This is a genomic window from Pseudonocardia sp. McavD-2-B (genome assembly GCF_024124365.1).
GTDB classification, from domain to species: domain Bacteria; phylum Actinomycetota; class Actinomycetes; order Mycobacteriales; family Pseudonocardiaceae; genus Pseudonocardia; species Pseudonocardia alni.
Window position 1 is genome coordinate 1 of sequence record NZ_JAMXSG010000099.1, and the last position, 18,023, is coordinate 18,023.

Annotated in this window: 16 protein-coding genes; 13 read left to right on the forward strand and 3 right to left on the reverse strand. The window is 73.8% G+C overall.

Going from position 1 to position 18,023, the window contains the following annotated elements:
• The first annotated feature begins 183 nt into the window (after positions 1–183).
• The 7 genes from ruvA to NH602_RS14920 all read left to right on the forward strand — a co-directional run bounded on the left by ruvA (position 184) and on the right by NH602_RS14920 (position 8,614).
• Positions 184–789 carry a Holliday junction branch migration protein RuvA gene (ruvA, locus tag NH602_RS14890; protein WP_062395706.1) on the forward strand — a complete coding sequence of 202 codons (606 nt, stop codon included), beginning with the start codon at positions 184–186 and terminating at the stop codon, positions 787–789.
• A complete protein-coding gene (gene ruvB / locus NH602_RS14895; RefSeq protein ID WP_308215783.1) occupies positions 786–1,859 on the forward strand; it encodes a Holliday junction branch migration DNA helicase RuvB in 1,074 nt (357 codons plus the stop codon). The genes ruvA and ruvB overlap by 4 nt, the downstream gene beginning before the upstream one ends.
• Before the next feature lie 352 nt (positions 1,860–2,211).
• The gene (gene yajC, locus NH602_RS14900) at positions 2,212–2,586 is read left to right on the forward strand and encodes a preprotein translocase subunit YajC (protein ID WP_062395704.1); all 375 of its coding nucleotides are present in this window, start codon (positions 2,212–2,214) and stop codon (positions 2,584–2,586) included.
• A gap of 152 nt (positions 2,587–2,738) precedes the next feature.
• Positions 2,739–4,484 carry a protein translocase subunit SecD gene (gene secD, locus NH602_RS14905; protein WP_253068116.1) on the forward strand — a complete coding sequence of 582 codons (1,746 nt, stop codon included), beginning with the start codon at positions 2,739–2,741 and terminating at the stop codon, positions 4,482–4,484.
• Positions 4,481–5,635 carry a protein translocase subunit SecF gene (gene secF / locus NH602_RS14910; protein ID WP_251782353.1) on the forward strand — a complete coding sequence of 385 codons (1,155 nt, stop codon included), beginning with the start codon at positions 4,481–4,483 and terminating at the stop codon, positions 5,633–5,635. Before secD ends, secF begins: the two co-directional genes overlap by 4 nt.
• Positions 5,632–6,207: an adenine phosphoribosyltransferase gene (locus NH602_RS14915; protein ID WP_208823688.1), complete on the forward strand. Its 576-nt coding sequence runs from the start codon at positions 5,632–5,634 to the stop codon at positions 6,205–6,207. The genes secF and NH602_RS14915 overlap by 4 nt, the downstream gene beginning before the upstream one ends.
• A 121-nt stretch (positions 6,208–6,328) precedes the next feature.
• Entirely contained in the window at positions 6,329–8,614 is a 2,286-nt protein-coding gene (locus NH602_RS14920; RefSeq protein ID WP_073575273.1) for a bifunctional (p)ppGpp synthetase/guanosine-3',5'-bis(diphosphate) 3'-pyrophosphohydrolase, read from the forward strand.
• Between the two features lie 42 nt (positions 8,615–8,656).
• Here the strand turns inward: NH602_RS14920 and NH602_RS14925 are convergent, their stop codons facing one another.
• A complete protein-coding gene (locus NH602_RS14925) occupies positions 8,657–9,502 on the reverse strand; it encodes a peptidylprolyl isomerase (RefSeq protein ID WP_073574661.1) in 846 nt (281 codons plus the stop codon).
• A gap of 137 nt (positions 9,503–9,639) precedes the next feature.
• Between NH602_RS14925 and hisS the strand changes: the two genes are divergently transcribed.
• Positions 9,640–10,941 (forward strand): histidine--tRNA ligase, encoded by a 1,302-nt coding sequence (gene hisS / locus NH602_RS14930; protein WP_174565858.1) that lies wholly within the window; start codon positions 9,640–9,642, stop codon positions 10,939–10,941.
• 7 nt (positions 10,942–10,948) lie between these two features.
• Positions 10,949–11,488, forward strand: a complete 540-nt coding sequence (locus NH602_RS14935; protein WP_073574662.1) for a bifunctional 2-polyprenyl-6-hydroxyphenol methylase/3-demethylubiquinol 3-O-methyltransferase UbiG — start codon at positions 10,949–10,951, stop codon at positions 11,486–11,488.
• Here NH602_RS14935 and NH602_RS14940 read toward each other — a convergent pair whose 3' ends face one another.
• Complete coding sequence (locus NH602_RS14940; RefSeq protein ID WP_253068117.1) at positions 11,489–12,910, reverse strand: amidohydrolase family protein; 1,422 nt, start codon at positions 12,908–12,910, stop codon at positions 11,489–11,491.
• A 128-nt stretch (positions 12,911–13,038) separates the two neighbouring features.
• Here NH602_RS14940 and NH602_RS14945 point away from each other — a divergent pair, with 128 nt between their 5' ends.
• The 4 genes from NH602_RS14945 to NH602_RS14960 all read left to right on the forward strand — a co-directional run bounded on the left by NH602_RS14945 (position 13,039) and on the right by NH602_RS14960 (position 16,734).
• Positions 13,039–13,848 (forward strand): IclR family transcriptional regulator C-terminal domain-containing protein, encoded by an 810-nt coding sequence (locus tag NH602_RS14945; RefSeq protein ID WP_073574663.1) that lies wholly within the window; start codon positions 13,039–13,041, stop codon positions 13,846–13,848.
• Positions 13,849–13,922: 74 nt separating this feature from the next.
• Complete coding sequence (locus NH602_RS14950) at positions 13,923–15,074, forward strand: CaiB/BaiF CoA-transferase family protein (RefSeq protein ID WP_100877596.1); 1,152 nt, start codon at positions 13,923–13,925, stop codon at positions 15,072–15,074.
• On the forward strand, positions 15,071–15,868 hold the full coding sequence (locus NH602_RS14955; RefSeq protein ID WP_100877597.1) for a citryl-CoA lyase: 798 nt from the start codon (positions 15,071–15,073) through the stop codon (positions 15,866–15,868). Before NH602_RS14950 ends, NH602_RS14955 begins: the two co-directional genes overlap by 4 nt.
• Positions 15,865–16,734, forward strand: coding sequence for a dioxygenase (locus NH602_RS14960; protein WP_073574666.1), 870 nt, complete (start codon positions 15,865–15,867; stop codon positions 16,732–16,734). The genes NH602_RS14955 and NH602_RS14960 overlap by 4 nt, the downstream gene beginning before the upstream one ends.
• A gap of 16 nt (positions 16,735–16,750) precedes the next feature.
• Here the strand turns inward: NH602_RS14960 and NH602_RS14965 are convergent, their stop codons facing one another.
• Positions 16,751–18,007 carry a YibE/F family protein gene (locus NH602_RS14965; protein ID WP_253068118.1) on the reverse strand — a complete coding sequence of 419 codons (1,257 nt, stop codon included), beginning with the start codon at positions 18,005–18,007 and terminating at the stop codon, positions 16,751–16,753.
• Between the last annotated feature and the right edge of the window lie 16 nt (positions 18,008–18,023).

Below are 18,023 nucleotides of genomic sequence, written 5' to 3' on the forward strand. Positions count from 1 at the left end.
CGGCCCAGCGCCGCCCAGCAGTGAGCCGCGGCCCGCGCGGCCGCCGACGCCCGGTCCGCCGGCGGCTGGGGCGCACGCTGACCCGTCTCGCCCGGTGGTGGCGTGGTGTCGCGTGCGGTTCCGTCGGTGTGGCCCGGTAGCGTCGGTGCCTCGAACGGTCGTTCGTGGGAGGGGGACCTGTCAGTGATCCACTCGGTGCGCGGTCCGGTGCTGGAGATCGGGCTGGACCACGCCGTCGTCGAGGTCGGCGGGGTCGGGCTCGCGGTGTACGCCACGCCCGCCACGCTGGGCGGGCTGCGTCGCGGCGAGGAGGCCCGGCTGCCGACCACGCTGGTGGTGCGCGAGGACTCCCTGACCCTCTACGGGTTCGCCGACGCCGAGGAGCGCGAGCTGTTCCTGCTGCTGCAGACCGTGTCCGGGATCGGGACGCGGCTCGCGCTCGCCACGATCGCGGTGCTGGAGCCGGACACGCTGCGCCGCGCACTCGCCGACGGTGACCTCGCCGTCCTCACCCGCATCCCCGGCGTCGGGCGCAAGAGCGCCGAGCGCCTGGTCGTGGAACTGCGCGACAAGGTGACCGCGCCCGTCGCGGTGCCCGCGGGTGCGGTCGCGGCCGCGCCGGCCCCGGTGCTCGGGGTGCGCGAGCAGGTAGTCGAGGCGCTGCTCGGGCTCGGCTTCACCCAGCGCCCGGCCGAGCAGGCCGTGGACGCGGTGCTGGCCCACGCCCCCGACACCGACGCCCGGGACCTGCTGCGGACCGCGCTGTCGAGCCTCGGCAGGTCGCGGTGACCGAGCCCGACCCCTACGCCGGGGTCGACGGGCATCTCGACGAGCGCGCCGTCGATGCCGGGGTCCAGCCCGGGGACACCGACGTCGAGGCGTCGCTGCGGCCCCGGTCGCTGGAGGAGTTCGTGGGGCAGCCACGGGTCCGCGAGCAGCTGCAGCTGGTGCTGGAGGGCGCGCGGCGCCGCGGCGACCCGCCGGACCACATCCTGCTGTCCGGCCCACCCGGACTCGGCAAGACCAGCCTCGCCATGATCATCGCCCAGGAGATGGGCGCCGCGATCCGGCTGACGTCGGGCCCCGCGCTGGAGCGGGCGGGGGACCTCGCCGCGATGCTGTCCAACCTCGTGCCCGGCGACGTGCTGTTCATCGACGAGATCCACCGCACCGCCCGCCCCGCCGAGGAGATGCTCTACCTCGCGATGGAGGACTTCCGGGTCGACGTGGTGGTCGGCAAGGGCCCGGGTGCCACCTCGATCCCGCTCGACGTCGCACCGTTCACCCTGGTCGGAGCCACGACGCGGGCCGGATCGCTGACCGGTCCGCTGCGTGACCGGTTCGGGTTCACCGGGCAGATGGAGTTCTACGACGTCCCCGAGCTGGACCGCGTGCTCCGCCGGGCCGCCGGGATCCTCGGCATCGACCTGCGCGCGGACGGCGCGGCCGAGATCGCCGGGCGCTGCCGCGGCACCCCGCGGGTGGCGAACCGGCTGCTGCGCCGGGTCCGCGACTACGCCGAGGTCCGCGCGGACGGCGTGGTCACCCGGGAGGTCGCCCGCGACGCGCTGGCCGTCTACGACGTCGACGAGCTCGGCCTCGACCGGCTCGACCGCGCCGTGCTCGGCGCGCTGGTCCGCTCCTTCCACGGCGGCCCGGTCGGCGTCTCGACCCTCGCCGTCGCCGTGGGGGAGGAGCCGGGGACCGTCGAGGAGGTCTGCGAGCCCTACCTGGTGCGGGCCGGGATGATCGCCCGCACCCCGCGCGGGCGGGTCGCGACCCCGCTGGCCTGGACCCACCTCGGGCTGACCCCACCCGCGGACGCACCGGCCGGGCACCGGGTCGACCCGCTGTTCTGACCCGGCGTGCCGTCGGGGCACCGGAGTGCGCGGGCCGCCTCACATGGGAGGATCCGGACGGACCGAACGGATCGGGCACCGCCCGGCCGGGACCACGGGCACCCTGGTGTCCGCACACCGCGCGGAGTCCTCCGGACACCGCGTGCCCGGCGGGCGTCCTGATGCGGGCGTACCGGAACGGTCCGGGCGTCCGGCTCGTTCCGGGGCGTGTCGGGCAGCCGGCGGGCCCCGGGTGACGCCGTTCGGCCCGTCGCACTGCGACGAGCGGTCCGCCTCCGGGAGGGGGCCGGCCGTCGGTGTCGGTCCCGGCTGGCACACTCACGATTACGAGACGAGACGGAGACCCCGCACGATGACTTCAATCCTCGCCCAGCAGGCCGGTGGCGGCTCGAGCATCTTCTCCCTGCTGCCGTTCCTCATCATCCTGCTGCTGTTCGTGCCGTTGTTCCTGAACGGCCGCAAGCAGCGCAGGCAGATGGCGGAGACGCAGGCGATGCAGCAGGCACTGGAGGACGGCGACGTCGTCGTCACCACGTCCGGGCTGCGGGGCACCATCGTCGACGCCTCGTACGAGGACACGATCGACCTCGAGATCGCCGACGGCGTGGTCACCACCTGGCTGCGTGCGGCGATCCGGGAGAAGGTCGCGACCGACGAGGCGACGGAGGAGACCGTCGCCGAGCCGGCCGACAAGGACGCGTCGGAGAACAAGCCGACGATCCACTGAGCACGTCGGGAACGGGCCGGGCGGCCCGTTCCGGCGGCCTCGGCGTCCGTACCGGGCCCGGCCGCGGCTCTGCCGCACCGGCCCGGTGGGACGGCGACCGACCGTGAGGCCGGCCGCGGCCGCCGCACGAGTCGGATCAGGAGAACGATCACGTGGCAACGTCGTCGGGGCAGCAGCACGTGCGCCCCTGGCGCTACCTGACGGCCTTCGCAGGCATCGTCGTGGTGCTGTACGCACTGGTGTTCCTCACCGGGGGCGGCAACCTCACGCCGAAGCTGGGCATCGACCTGCAGGGTGGCACCCGCGTCACGCTCACCGCCCGCACCACCGACGGGCAGCCACCGCCGCGTGACCAGCTGATCCAGGCGCAGGACATCATCGAGCAGCGCGTCAACGGGCTCGGTGTCAGCGGCGCCGAGGTCCAGCTGGACGGCAGCAACATCGTCATCACCGTCCCCGGCGACGCCGGCGAGCAGGCCCGCTCCCTGGGCCAGACCGCGCAGCTGCGCTTCCGCGAGGTGCTGCAGGGCCCCGTCCCCGCGAACCAGGCCGCCGGGCAACAGCCCGCGCCGGGCCAGGACGCGCAGTCCGGCCAGGCCCCCGCGAGCCAGGCCCCCGCGAGCCCCGCCCCGGCGCAGCCGCAGGGCATGGGCGAGCAGAGCCGTCCCGTCGCGCCGGTCGCGCAGGTCTCGCCGCTGCAGGACCCGCCACCGACACCCGTACCGTCCCCGACGCCGAGCCCGGGCGGGCTCGCGCCGGACGACCCGCGCGTCGCCGCCGAGGTCACGAAGCTCCGCGAGACCCGGCAGAGCACCGACCAGGCCACCCAGCTGCAGGCGCTGCTGGCGCTGAACTGCGGCGCACCGGACCCCCTGCAGGGCTACGACGACCCGACCAAGCCGCTGGTCGCCTGCAGCGAGGACGGGCAGACCAAGTACCTGCTCGGCCCGTCGTTCCTCGAGGGCACCGAGATCGCCTCGGCCCAGGCCCAGCAGAACCAGCAGGGCGTCGGCTGGGTGGTCGGGCTGACCTTCAAGCCGCAGGGCGCCGACACCTGGGGCCGGTACACGACCGAGAACGTCGGCAAGAACGTCGCGTTCGTCCTCGACGGCGACGTCGTCTCGGCCCCCACGATCAACCAGCCGATCTTCGGGCAGACCCAGATCTCGGGGCAGTTCAACCAGGACCGGGCCCAGCAGCTCGCCCAGGTGCTGCGCTACGGCTCGCTGCCGCTGTCGTTCGACTCCGGCAACGCCCAGACCGTCTCGGCCACCCTCGGGCTCGCCTCGCTGGAGGCCGGCCTCATCGCGGGCGCCGTCGGACTGGCCCTGGTCTTCGCCTACTGCCTGTTCTACTACCGCCTGCTCGGCATCCTGACGATCCTGTCGCTGGCCCTGTCCGGCCTGGTCGTCTACGCGGTGCTGATCCTGCTCGGGCGCTGGATCGGGTTCACCCTGGACCTGGCGGGCGTCGCCGGGTTCATCATCGCCATCGGCATCACGGCCGACTCGTTCGTCATCTTCTTCGAACGGCTCAAGGACGAGATGCGCGACGGCCGCACCTTCCGCTCGGCCGTCCCGCGGTCCTGGGAGCGGGCGCGGCGCACGATCCTCACCGCCGACGCGGTCAGCTTCCTCGCCGCCGCGGTGCTCTACATCCTGGCCGTCGGCGAGGTCCGCGGCTTCGCGTTCACCCTGGGCATGTCCACGGTCCTCGACCTCGTCGTCGTGTTCCTCGTGACGTTCCCGCTGGTCGTGCTCATCTCCCGGTCCAGGTCGCTGGGCAGGCCCGGGCTGTCCGGGCTCGCCGCGGTCGACCGGATCGGGTCGCGGCACCGCCGTGAGAAGCCGGCCGTCGGCAGGCGCGCGGCCACCACCGGGAAGGGAGCGGGCGCATGACGAACCCCGAGTCGCTGTCGGGCTGGACCCGGCTCACCACCGGCACCGCGAACGTCGACATCATCGGCCGCCGGAAGACCTGGTACATCGGCTTCGGCGTGCTCATCGCCGTCTGCGTGCTGTCGCTGGTCTTCCGGGGCTTCAACCTCGGGATCGACTTCACCGGCGGCTCGCAGATCCAGCTGCCCGCCACCGGGGCGAACGGCACGATCAGCACCCAGCAGGTCGACCGGGTCTACGAAGGCGTGATCGGCTTCGCGCCCGAGGTCACCCAGTCCGTCGGGTCCGGCGACGCTGCGTCCATCGTGCTGCAGTCCGAGCCGCTGACCCCCGAGCAGCTCGTGCCGCTGCGCGAGGCGCTGTTCACCCAGCTGCAGCCGCTCGGCGCGGACGGCACCCCGAGCGCCGCCTCGATCAGCGACTCGCAGGTCTCGGGCACCTGGGGCGGCGAGGTCACCACGCAGGCGCTGATCGCGCTGGCGGTGTTCATCGTCCTGGTCACGCTGTTCCTGGCGTTCTACTTCGAGCGGGCGATGGCCGCCGCGGCGCTGATCGCGCTCGTCAACGACATCGTCGTGACCGCCGGGGTGTACTCGATCATCGGGCTGGAGGTCACCCCGGCCACCGTGATCGGTCTGCTGACCATCCTCGGGTTCTCGCTCTACGACACCGTCGTCGTGTTCGACAAGGTCCGGGAGAACTCCCGCGGGCTGCTGAAGCTGACCCGGCGCACCTACGCCGAGGCCGCGAACCTCGCGCTGAACCAGACGCTGATGCGGTCGATGAACACCTCGCTCATCGCGATCCTGCCGGTGCTCGGCCTGCTCGTGATCGGTGTCGGTCTGCTCGGTGTCGGCACGCTGGCCGACCTGGCACTGGTGCAGCTGGTCGGCATGATCACCGGTGTCGTCTCCTCGCTGCTGCTGGCCACCCCGGTCCTGGTGGACATCAAGCTGCGCGACAAGCGGGTCCGCGACCAGGCCGCCCGGGTCGAGGCACGTCGTGCCCGCGCGGCCGGCCGGGGCGGGACGGCCTCGGACGTCGAGGACGATCCGGCCACCGATACCCTCGCCGCCGTGAGCTCCTCCGCACCCGCCGCCCCGCGGCCCGGCGCCCGCCCGACCGGCAAGACCGGACGGCGTCGCGGATGAGCGGGGCACAGGTCGACGGCATCCGGGTCGGGCCCGGGATCACCGGGGACTCCGCGGACGACCTGCTCCGGGTCGCCGAGCTGGTCCGCTCGGTACCCGACTACCCGCAACCCGGGGTGCTGTTCCGTGACATCACCCCGGTGCTGGCGCACGGGGAGTCCTTCGCGACCGTCACCACCGAGCTGGCCGCCAACGCGGGCGAGGCGGACCTGGTGGTCGGGGTGGAGGCGCGCGGGTTCCTGCTCGGCGCCGCCGTCGCGCTCGTCGCCGGGGTCGGTACCGTGCCGGTCCGCAAGGCGGGCAAGCTGCCCGCGGTCGCCGCGTCGCGCAGCTACGACCTGGAGTACGGCAGCGCCACCCTGGAGCTGCCGGCCGGGGTCGTCGAGCCGGGCACGCGGGTCTACGTGGTCGACGACGTGCTCGCCACCGGCGGCACCGCCGCGGCCGCCTGCGCCCTGCTGGCCGACGCCGGGGCCGAGGTCGTCGGGTTCGGCACGCTGCTGGAGCTGGCCGCGCTGAACGGCCGGGCGAAGCTGGGTGACCTGCGGATCGACGCCCTGCTGAACGCCTGACCACGACGGGCCCCGATTCGCGGACTATCCTCGGACCCGGGACCCTTCCCGCCACCGAGCACGAGCAGGAGGTGCGGTGACCGAGGTCGACCGGACCGGCGCCCATCCGGCCACGCGCCCGCTGACGCCCGACGACGAGCCGCCGCGCCCGTCCGCGACCCGCCGGGTCCGTGCCCGCATCGCCCGGCGGATGACGCCGCAGCGCGTCGCCATCGTGACCCCGGTGCTGGAGCCGCTCGCCGCGGTCCACCGCTCGCTGCACCCCAAGGCCGACCTGGTGCTGCTCCAGCGCGCCTACGACGTCGCCGAGGACAAGCACGACGGCCAGACCCGCAAGTCCGGGGACCCCTACATCACCCACCCGCTCGCCGTCTCCACGATCCTGGCCGAGCTGGGCATGGACACCACGACGCTGGTCGCGGCCCTGCTGCACGACACCGTCGAGGACACCGACTACTCCCTGGAGCGGCTGCGCGCCGACTTCGGCGACGAGGTCGCGCACCTCGTCGACGGCGTCACCAAGCTCGACAAGGTCGAGTTCGGCACCGCCGCGGAGGCCGAGACGATCCGCAAGATGGTCGTCGCGATGGCCCGGGACCCCCGGGTGCTGGTCATCAAGCTGTCCGACCGGCTGCACAACATGCGCACGATGCGCTTCCTGCGCCCGGAGAAGCAGGTCAAGAAGGCCAACGAGACCCTCGAGGTGTTCGCCCCGCTCGCGCACCGCCTCGGCATGGCCACGGTGAAGCTGGAGCTGGAGGACCTGTCCTTCGCGATCCTGCAGCCCAAGAAGTACCAGGAGATCGTCCGACTGGTCGCCGACCGTGCGCCGTCGCGCGACACCTACCTGCGCCAGGTCATCGACGAGGTGTCCGCGCAGCTGGACTCCGCGCGGATCCCGGCCAAGGTCGAGGGCCGACCGAAGCACTACTACTCGATCTACCGCAAGATGATCGTCAAGGGCCGCGACTTCGACGACATCCACGACCTCGTCGGGGTCCGGGTGCTCGTCGACGAGGTGCGCGACTGCTACGCCGCGATCGGCATGGTGCACGCCCTGTGGCAGCCGATGCCCGGCCGGTTCAAGGACTACATCGCCCAGCCCCGGTTCGGTGTCTACCAGTCGCTGCACACCACGGTGATCGGGCCGGACGGCAAGCCCCTCGAGGTGCAGATCCGCACCCACGCCATGCACCGCACCGCCGAGTACGGCATCGCCGCGCACTGGCGGTACAAGGAGGTCAAGGGCGGCGGCAACAAGGAGGTCGAGGTCGAGGAGATGGCGTGGATGCGCCAGCTGCTCGACTGGCAGCGGGAGGCCGCCGACCCCGGCGAGTTCCTCGACTCGCTGCGCTTCGACCTCGCCGCGCGGGAGATCTTCGTCTTCACCCCGAAGGGTGACGTCGTCACCCTGCCCACCGGCTCCACCCCGATCGACCTGGCGTACGCCGTGCACACCGAGGTCGGGCACCGCTGCATCGGCTCCCGGGTCAACGGCAAGCTCGTCGCCCTGGAGCGGCAGCTGTCCTCCGGCGACGTCGTCGAGATCTTCACCTCGAAGGCCGAGGACGCCGGGCCGTCGCGGGACTGGCTGCAGATCGCGAAGTCCCCGCGGGCCAAGGCCAAGATCAAGCAGTGGTTCGCCAAGGAGCGCCGCGAGGAGGCCGTCGAGGAGGGCAAGGAGGCCATCACCCGGGAGGCCCGCCGCACCGGGATGCCGCTGCAGCGGCTCATCTCCGGCGACGCGATGTCCGCGCTCGCCCGGGAGATGCACTACTCCGACGTCTCCGCGCTCTACGCCGCCGTCGGCGAGCACCAGGCCAGCGCCCAGCACGTCGTGCAGCGCCTCGTCGCGTGGTTCGGCGGCGAGGAGGAGGCCGAGGAGGAGCTCGCCGAGCGGGCGACGCCGTCGACGGTCCGCCACCGGCGTCCGTCGGGCAACGCCGGCGTCGTCGTCAGCGGCGAGGACGGGCAGGCCCTCGGTGACCTGTACATCAAGCTCGCCCGCTGCTGCACCCCGGTGCCGGGCGACGAGATCCTCGGGTTCGTCACCCGCGGCGGCGGGATCAGCGTGCACCGCACCGACTGCACCAACGCCGGGGACCTCACCGCGCGCGAGGAGCGGCTGGTCGACGTGACCTGGTCGGTGTCGCCGGAGTCGGTCTTCCTGGTCGCCATCCAGGTCGAGGCGCTCGACCGGCACCGGCTGCTGTCCGACGTCACGAAGGTCCTGGCCGACGAGAAGGTCAACATCCTCTCGGCGACGACGACCACCTCCCGCGACCGCGTCGCGATCTCCCGGTTCTCCTTCGAGATGGGCGACCCGAAGCACCTCGGGCACCTGCTCCAGGCGGTGCGCAACATCGAGGGCGTCTACGACGTCTACCGGGTCACCAGCGCGGCCTGACCCCGGCCCGCCCCACCACCCAGGGGCGGACCGGGGAGCCGGTCAGCCGAGTGCGGTGCGCTGGATCTCGACCGGAATGCTCGGCGCGCCGTCACCGGAGCCGGCGGACTCGCCGCCCCTGGCGACCTTGTCCAGCGTCGCGAGGCCCTCGGAGCCGATGGAGCCGAACACGGTGTAGCTCGGCGGCAGCTGGGCGTCGCCGTAGATCATGAAGAACTGGCTGCCGTTGGTGTCCGGGCCGGCGTTGGCCATCGCGAGCAGCCCGCGGCCGTAGGTGAGACCGGGGAACACCTCGTCGGCGAACGAGTAGCCGGGGCCGCCGCGCCCGCTGCCGCTCGGGTCACCGCACTGGAGCACCTGCAGGCCGGGGCTGGTCGTCAGCCGGTGGCAGGAGGTCCCGTCGAAGTAGCCCTGCCGCGCCAGGCTCTCGAAGCTCTTGACCGTGCACGGCGCCAGGCCGCGGTCGAGCGTCAGGTCGATCGGGCCCGCGCTGGTCTGCAGATCCGCCGTGACCGTCCCCTGGGCCGGGGTGGAGCCGGCCGCCGGCGGGTTCACCGGCTTCGAGGCGGGCTCGGGGGACGTCGGGTAGGTGCAGTCCACCGACGCCGGCAGGGCCGTCGGGCGCGTGGGCAGCGGCACCGTCGGCCGACCGGCGGTGTCCGGGCCGTCCCCGGCGGGCGCCGCGGCGCTCTGCCCGGCGTCGTCGGAACCGCCCCAGGCCGAGGTCAGCGCGTACACCCCGACCGCGGCCAGCACCACGACCAGCACCGTCACGACGGCCGCGATCGTCGTGTTCCGCTTGCGCTGCTGCTGCCGCTGCGCCCGGTGGGCCTGCTGCGCCTCCAGCTTGCGCTTGGCCGCCTCCCGGCGCTGCTCGTTCGTCGCCACGTCCCGCCCAACTCCCTGACTTGATCACTCGTACGCGCGGTGAGGGTATCGGGGCGACCTGGGGAGAAAGCTGAGAGACACCGGTTCTAGGCTGGGAGGACCCCCGACATGATCCCCGGAGAGGACGTGCAGCAACCGTGACCGCCACCGAGCCGCAGGTGGGCCGGGCCCGCAGGCCCGAGCCGTTCGCCGCGCCGAAGGGCATCCCCGAGTACCTCCCGCCGTCCTCGGCCGGGTTCGTGCACGTGCGGGACACCCTCGCCGCCGCCGCCGAGCGCGCCGGGTACGGCCACATCGAGCTGCCCGTGTTCGAGGACACCGGCCTCTACGCCCGCGGGGTGGGGGAGTCCACCGACGTCGTCTCCAAGGAGATGTACACCTTCGCCGACCGCGGCGACCGCTCGGTGACGCTGCGCCCCGAGGGCACCGCCGGTGTGGTCCGCTCGGTGATCGAGCACAACCTCGACAAGCAGGGCCTGCCGGTCAAGCTCCGCTACGCGGGCCCCTTCTTCCGCTACGAGCGGCCCCAGGCCGGGCGCTACCGGCAACTCCAGCAGGTCGGCGTCGAGGCGATCGGGGTGGACGACGCAGGCCTGGACGCCGAGGTCATCGCGATCGCCGACGAGGGCTTCAAGGCCCTCGGCCTGACCGGCTACCGGCTGGAGATCACCTCGCTCGGCGACGCCGAGTGCCGGCCGGCCTACCGGGAGCGGCTGCAGGAGTTCCTGGCCGGGCTCGACCTCGACGAGGCGACCCGGGCCCGGGCGGAGATCAACCCGCTGCGCGTGCTCGACGACAAGCGCCCCGAGGTCCGCGCCGCGATGGCCGACGCGCCGCTGCTGATGGACCACCTGTCCGACGCCGCCGCCGACCACCACGCCCGGGTGCTCGCCCACCTCGACGACCTCGGCGTCGCCTACACACCGAACCCGCGCATGGTCCGCGGCCTGGACTACTACACCAAGACCACCTTCGAGTTCGTCCACGACGGCCTCGGCGCGCAGTCCGGCATCGGTGGTGGCGGCCGCTACGACGGCCTGATGGCGACCCTCGGCGGCCCCGAGCTGTCCGGCGTCGGGTTCGGCATCGGCGTCGACCGCACGCTGCTCGCCTGCCGCGCCGAAGGTGTGCAGCCCTGGTCGGACGCCCGCGTCGAGGTGTTCGGGGTGTCCCTCGGCGCCGCCGCGCAGCGCCGCCTGGTCGTGGTCGCCGCGCAGCTGCGGGCCCGGGGCCTGCGGGTCGACCTGGCCTACGGCGGCCGGGGGCTCAAGGGCGCGATGAAGTCCGCCGACCGGTCCGGCGCACGGTTCGCGCTGGTCCTGGGGGACCGGGACCTGGAGAACGGCACCGTCGGGCTCAAGGACCTCGTCTCGGGCGAGCAGCAGGACGTCCCGCTGGACGCGGTCACCGACGCCGTCGTGACCGCCCTGGCGGGCTGAGGCCGCGGTGGCGGCCTCGGACCGCGAACGCTGGGACGCCCGGCACACCGCCGCGGGGGCCGGGTCGCCGCTCCCGCCGGACGCGCTGCGCGGGCGCACGGACCTGCTCCCGTCCTCGGGCCGGGCGCTGGACGTGGCCTGCGGGCGCGGCGCGGTCGCGGTGTGGCTGGCGATGCAGGGACTCGACGTCGTCGCCGTCGACGTGTCCCCGGCCGGGCTCGCCGCGGGCGCCGGGCTGGCCGCCGCCCACGACGTACGGGTGCGCTGGGTGGAGGCCGACCTCGACGCCGGCTTCCCCCGCGACGACGACCGCTACGACGTCGTCGTCTGCCAGCGGTTCCGCGACCCGGCGCTCTACCCGGCGCTGCGTGCCGCGCTCGCGCCGGGCGGGCTGCTGGTGGTCACGGTGCTGTCCGAGGTCGGCGACGCGGGCGGCCCGTTCCGGGCGGTGCCCGGTGAGCTGACCGCCGCGTTCGCCGGCCTCGAGGTCCTCGCCCACGGCGAGGGCAACGGGGAGGCGCACCTGGTCGCCCGCCTCCCCGCCTGATCAGCCGCCGTGCGTGGCCGCGCTGCGGTAGTCGGTGTAGGTGTAGGGATTGTCGAGGACCTTGGTCTCGGGGATCTCGGGGTTCATCCCGGCCTGCCAGGCCGCCTCGCCCATCGTGGCGCGCAGGTGCTCGACGGTGGCGGTGACCGCGGTCCGCGCGGCGGCGAGGTCGACGTCGACCAGGCGCCCGTCGCGCTTCACCACGCGCCCGTCCACGAGCACGGTGTGCACGTCGCCGCGCTGGGCCTGGAACGCGACGTGACCGTGCGGGTTCAGCAGCGGGAACGACACCGGTGAGTGGTCGTTGCGCAGCAGCACCAGGTCGGCCTTCTTGCCGACCTCGACCGAGCCGAGATCGGACTCGCGTCCGATCGCGCGGGCCCCGCCGCGGGTCGCCCACTCCACGACCTGTTCGGCCCGCAGCGACGAGTGGGTGACGGTGTCCCCGCGCGCGTGTGCCTCCAGGTGCTCGCGAGATCGGTCGGCGCCCAGCGTGGTGCGCATCGCCGAGAACAGGTCCGCGCTCCACCACATCGAGGTGTCCATCGACAGCGACACCGGGATCCCGTGCTCGCGCAGCGCCCAGGTGGGCGGGTAGCCCTGACCGGCGCTCTGCTCGCTCTCGGTGGACACCGACACCGAGCCGCCGGTCGCGGCGATCCGGTGGTAGGAGTCGGCGGACAGGGTCGCGGCGTGCACGTAGACGGTGTCCGGCCCGGCGAAGCCGTGCTCGTGCATGAGCCGGACGCCGTCGTCGTTGGTCGCGCCCCACACCCCGGCGTGCGTCGTGACGCCGACGCCGAGCTCGCGGGCCACCTCGAACGCGGGGCGCTCGGGGAACGCGGGGTCACCGGTGACGTCGAAGGCGAGCTGGAAGCCGAGCATGTCGTCGCCGGGGGTGATGCGCCGCGACACGAACTCGCGGAACCCGGGGTCGGCGGTCCAGTTCGCGGGGGCGTCGTGGATGTTGCCGTAGGCGAGCACGAACCGGCCCGCGGTGGAGGTCAGGGCGTCGACGGCGGCGTCGGCGTGCTGCGGGGTCTGCAGGCCGTGCGACCAGTCGACGGTGGTGGTGACGCCCGCGTCGAGGGCCTCCAGCGCGGCGAGCAGGTTCCCCGCGTGGATGTCCTCCGGGCGGAAGATCCTGCCCCACTCCAGGTAGTTCCAGACGAAGTACTGGGTGAGCGTCCAGTCGGCGCCGTACCCGCGCAGCGAGGTCTGCCACATGTGCCGGTGGGTGTCGACCATGCCCGGCATCACGATACCGCCGGTCGCGTCGACCTCCTCGGTGCCCTCGGGCACCTCCAGACCGACCCCGACCGCGGCGATCCGGTCACCGGTCACCAGGACGTCGTGGCCGGACAGGACCGTCCGGCCCGCGTCCACCGTCAGGACGGTCCCGTTGCGGAAGACGACGCTCATCGACGCACTCCTCGATTCTGCGGACAGGCGTCCGCTGTGCGGACATCGCACGGACGGCGATCACTGTCGCGCACCCTTCTTGCGCTGTCAACGGCCGGGTCGCGGGGGTGTCCGGCTACCGTGGGCCCATGGCACGCGACGGGACCGGCCCGGACTTCATCGAGGCGCTCGCCCGTGGTCTCGAGGTGATCACCGCCTTCCGGCCCGGACGGGCGGAGATGACCCTCGCCGACCTGGCCGGCGCGACCGGGCTCGCCCGCCCGACCGTGCGCCGGGTGCTGCTCACCCTCACCGAGCTCGGCTACGTCCGCTCCGGCGAGCGCGGCTACGCCCTGACCCCGCGGGTGCTGGACCTGGGCGTCGCCTACGTCCGGTCGACCGGGCTGTGGGACGTGGCCCGGCCGCACCTGGAGCGACTCGTCGCGCGGACCCACGAGTCGTGCTCGATCGCCCAGCTCGACGGCAGCGACATCGTCTACGTCGCGCGGGTCGCTGTGCCCAAGATCGTCGCGCTGTCGGTGCAGATCGGGACGCGGTTCCCGGCCGCGTCGACGTCGCTGGGGAAGGTGCAGCTCGCCGCGCTGGCCCCCGAGGAGCTGGAACGGGTGCTGGCCGAGCCGTCGCGCTCCGGGCTGACCCCGCGGCACGCCCCGGCGCCCGCCGAGCGCGACGCCGAGCTGCGCGAGGTCCGGGCCCGCGGCTGGGCGCTGACCGACGAGCAGCTCGCCCCGGGCATCCGCTCGGTCGCCGCCCCGCTGCGCGACGGCGAGGGCCGGGTCGTCGCCGGGGTCAACGTCAACTGCCACGCCGCGGAGACCTCGCTGGAGACCCTGCTCGAACACCATCTGCCGCTGCTGCTGCAGGCCGCGGGCGACATCAGCGCCGACTTCGCCCGGCTCGCCTCCGCGCCGCACGTGACGGTGTCGGCCACGGCTTGACCGCCGCCCGCGCCCGGGGCCACGATCGTCTGGCGGACACTCGTCCGCACAGCGATCACTTCGGAGGGACACCGATGGCGGAACCCGGAACCGGCGGGCCGCTCGACGGCGTACTCGTCGCCGACTTCTCCCGGATCCTGGCCGGGCCGTACGCGACGATGCTGCTGGCGGACATGGGCGCCGACGTCATCAAGGTCGAGGGACCGGCGGGCGACGACACCCGCACCTGGACCCCGCCCGAGCGCGACGGCGAGGCCACCTACTACCTCGGCATCAACCGGGGGAAGCGGTCGATCGCGCTCGACCTGCGCGACCCCGGCGATCTCGCCGCGGCCCGCGAGCTCGCCCGCCGCGCCGACGTCGTCATCGAGAACCTGCGGCCCGGCGGGATGGCCCGCTTCGGGCTGGACCACGCCTCCGTCGCCGCCGACAACCCCGGTGTCGTCTACGCCTCGATCTCCGGGTTCGGCTCCGGTGCGGGCGCGCACGTCCCCGGCTACGACCTCATGGTGCAGGCGATGTCCGGGCTGATGAGCCTCACCGGCGACCCGGACGGGCCGCCGTACCGGGCCGGGATCTCGGTGTTCGACGTGATGGCGGGCAACCACGCCGCGATCGGCGTCCTCGCCGCGCTGCGCCACCGCGACCGCACCGGCACCGGCCAGCACGTCGAGGTCAACCTCCTGTCCTCCGCGCTGACCGGGCTGGTCAACCACAGCTCCGCCTGGGTCGCGGGCGGGACGGTGCCCTACCGGATGGGCAACGCCCACCCCTCGGTGTTCCCCTACGAGCCGATGCCCACCGCCGACGACGACCTCATCGTCGCCGCCGGCAACGACGCCCAGTTCCGCAAGCTCTGCGGCGTGCTCGAGGTGCCCGGCCTCGCCGACGACCCCCGCTTCGCCCGCAACGCCGACCGCACGGTCAACCGGGAGGAGCTGCGCCCGCTGCTGGAGGAGCGGCTCGCGACCCGGGGGGCCGTCGAGTGGTTCGAGCTGCTCACCGCCGCCGGCGTGCCGTCCGGGCCGATCCAGACCATCGACGGCGGGTTCGCGATGGCCGAGCGCTTCGGGCTCGATCCCGTCGTCACGGTCGGGGAGGGGGACCGCGCGGTGCCCACCACCCGGCACCCGGTCCGGTTCTCCGCCACCCCGGCCGTCTACCGGCTCCCTCCGCCGCGGCTCGACGAGCACGGCGCCGACCTGCGGAAATGGCTCGACTCATGACCTACCCCACCGCCCTGGGCGCCTCGTCGAAGGACGCCATCACCCTGCTCGGCCACGACCTCGCCGACGACGTCATGGGGAAGGTCGGGTTCGGCGAGCTCGCGTTCTGGCTCGCCACCCAGCGTCGCCCCACCCCCGGTGAGACCCGGGTGTTCGAGGCCGTCCTCGCCGCGCTGGCCGACCACGGGTTCACCCCGACCGCGATCGTCACCCGGCTCACCCACCTGTCGGCGCCGGACTCGGTGCAGGGCGCGCTGGCCGCCGGGCTGCTCGGCGGCGGGTCGCGCTTCCTCGGCGTCACCGAGGACTGCGGCCGGTTCCTGCACGACCACCTGCCCGTCGAGCGCCCGACCACCGACGACGGCTGGGACGCCGTCGCGCTGGAGATCGTCACCGCCCAGCGGGCGGCGAAGCGGTTCGTGCCGGGCCTCGGCCACCACGTCCACAAGGACGGCGACCCCCGCACCCCGCGGCTGTTCACCCTCGCCGCCGAGGAGGGGCTGACCGGCCCGCACCTGAGGCTGTTCGCCGCGATCGGCCGGGTGCACCCGCAGGTGCTCGGACGGACGCTGCCGCTCAACGGCGCCGGCGTCTGCGGCGCCGCGCTGGCCGACCTCGGACTGCCGCTGGAGCTGCTGCGCGGCTTCGCCCTGCTCGCCCGCACCGCGGGCCTGATCGGCCAGCTCGCCGAGGAGCTGCGCCACCCCGTCGCCAACGACATCTTCCTGTCCGTGGACCTGCACAACCGGTCTGTCGACCCCGACCCGTACCAGCCCGAGGGAGACCTGCGATGACGCAGCCCACCACCGTCACCGAGGACACGATCACCGACGCCGCCGTCGCGCGCTGGGCGACCGCGCACGACCCGCGCACCGCCGAGCTGATGACCGCCCTGGTGCGCCACCTGCACGACTTCGCCCGCGAGACCCACCTCACCGAGGACGAGTGGATGGCCGCGGTGCGCTGGCTGACCGCAACCGGGCAGATCTCCGACGACAAGCGCGAGGAGTTCATCCTCGCTTCCGACGTGCTCGGGCTGTCCATGCTCGTCGTCCAGCAGAACCACCGGCTCGACCCGGCCGCCACCCCGGCGACGGTGCTGGGCCCGTTCCACATCGACGGCTCCCCGGAGAAGGCCTCCGGCGAGGACATGTCCGACGGGCTGCCCGGCGACCCGCTGTTCGTGCACGGCAGCGTCCGCGCGCTCGACGGCACCCCGGTGACCGGAGCCGTCCTCGACGTCTGGCAGTCCGACGCCGACGGCACCTACGAGGCCCAGCTCGACGTCGACGAGGCCCGGCTGCGCGCGAAGTACACCACCGGCGACGACGGCGGCTACTGCCTGCGCACCATCGCCCCGCTCGGCTACGCCATCCCGATGGACGGGCCCGTCGGCGACCTCGTCTCGCGCACCGACATCAGCCCGATGCGGCCCGCCCACATCCACTTCCTGCTGGCCGTGCCCGGCTACGAGCCGCTGATCACCCACCTGTTCCGGGAGGGCGCCGAGTTCCTCGACTCCGACGTCGTGTTCGGGGTCAAGCGCGAACTCGTCGTCGGCTTCACCCGCCGCGAGCCCGGCCCCACACCGGACGGCGGGCACAGCGAGGTGCCCTGGTACGAGGCCCGCTACGACTTCGTGCTCCAGCCCGCCGGATAGGTCGCCGGACCGGGACTCAGCGCCGGCCGACGACGAGTGCGGCCAGCCCGGTCGTCACCGGGACGGCGGCGACCAGCCCGATGCTGCCCACCAGGGTCCGCACGATCTCGGTCGCCACGTCCTGGCTGGTGAGCACCTGGGTCACGCCGCCCGCCGCCACCGTGAACAGCAGCAGCAGCGGGAGCGCGGCGCCGGCGTAGGCCAGCACCAGGGTGTTCACCGCGGACGCGACGTGGTCGCGCCCGATCCGCATCCCGGCCGCGAACAGCTCGCGCACACCCAGCTCGGGGTTCGCCGCGCCCAGCTCCCACACCGCGGAGGCCTGGGTGACGGTGACGTCGTCGAGCGCCCCGAGCGCGCCGATCACCAGTCCGGCCAGCACCAGGCCGCGCGGGTCGATCGGTACCCCGGGGCCGAGCGTGCCGATCAGCGTGGCGGTGGTGTCGTCGAGCCCGGTGAGCCGCGAGGTGACGGTGAACAGGTAGCCCAGCACCCCGATCAGGGCGAGCGAGGCCAGCGTGCCGAGCACCGCGCACGAGGTCCGCGCGGTGAACCCGTGGGTCAGGTACAGCACCACGAACATGATCAGGCAGGCGCCGGTGACGGCGACCGCGAGCGGCGAGCCGCCGGACAGGATCGCCGGCAGCACGAACCACAGGAGGACCACGAAGCTCAGCGCCAGGCCGACCAGTGCCGCGAACCCGCGCAGCCGCCCGAGCACCACGACGGCCAGCGCGAACGCCGCCGCCAGCCACCCCAGCGGGGCGCCGCGCTGGAAGTCCACGAGCTGGTAGGAGCCCGCGTCGTCGGGGTTCGCGCCCGACCAGGACAGCGTGACCGGGTCGCCCACCGCGAACCGCGGCGTCGACGGCTCGTTCGGCACCAGCTGCACCAGGTCCCGCCCGGCGCGCGGCCCGTCGGACAGCGCGACCGTCACCCCGGTGCAGCGACGGTCCCCGGCGCCGGGGGAGCAGTCCGCGACCTGCACCGCGGTGACGGTGCCGTGCACCTGCTGGGTGGGTGGGATCTCCGGGACCGGGGTCGCCCCCGGCCACAGCAGGGCCACCCCGGCGAGCGTCGCGAGTACGCACGGCACGAGCAGGGCGACCAGCAGCCTGCGCACCCGTCGCCCGGCCGGGGACGCGGCGCCGTGCCCGTGCCCGTGCCCGTGTCCCCGGCCGGGGGCGGGCGGGGCCGGCGGGCCGGGTGTGGCACCGAGGTCGGCCTGGCCGGGGCAGTCGCCCCAGCCGCCCGGGTGCCCGGGGTGGGGGATCGGACCGGTCTCGGCG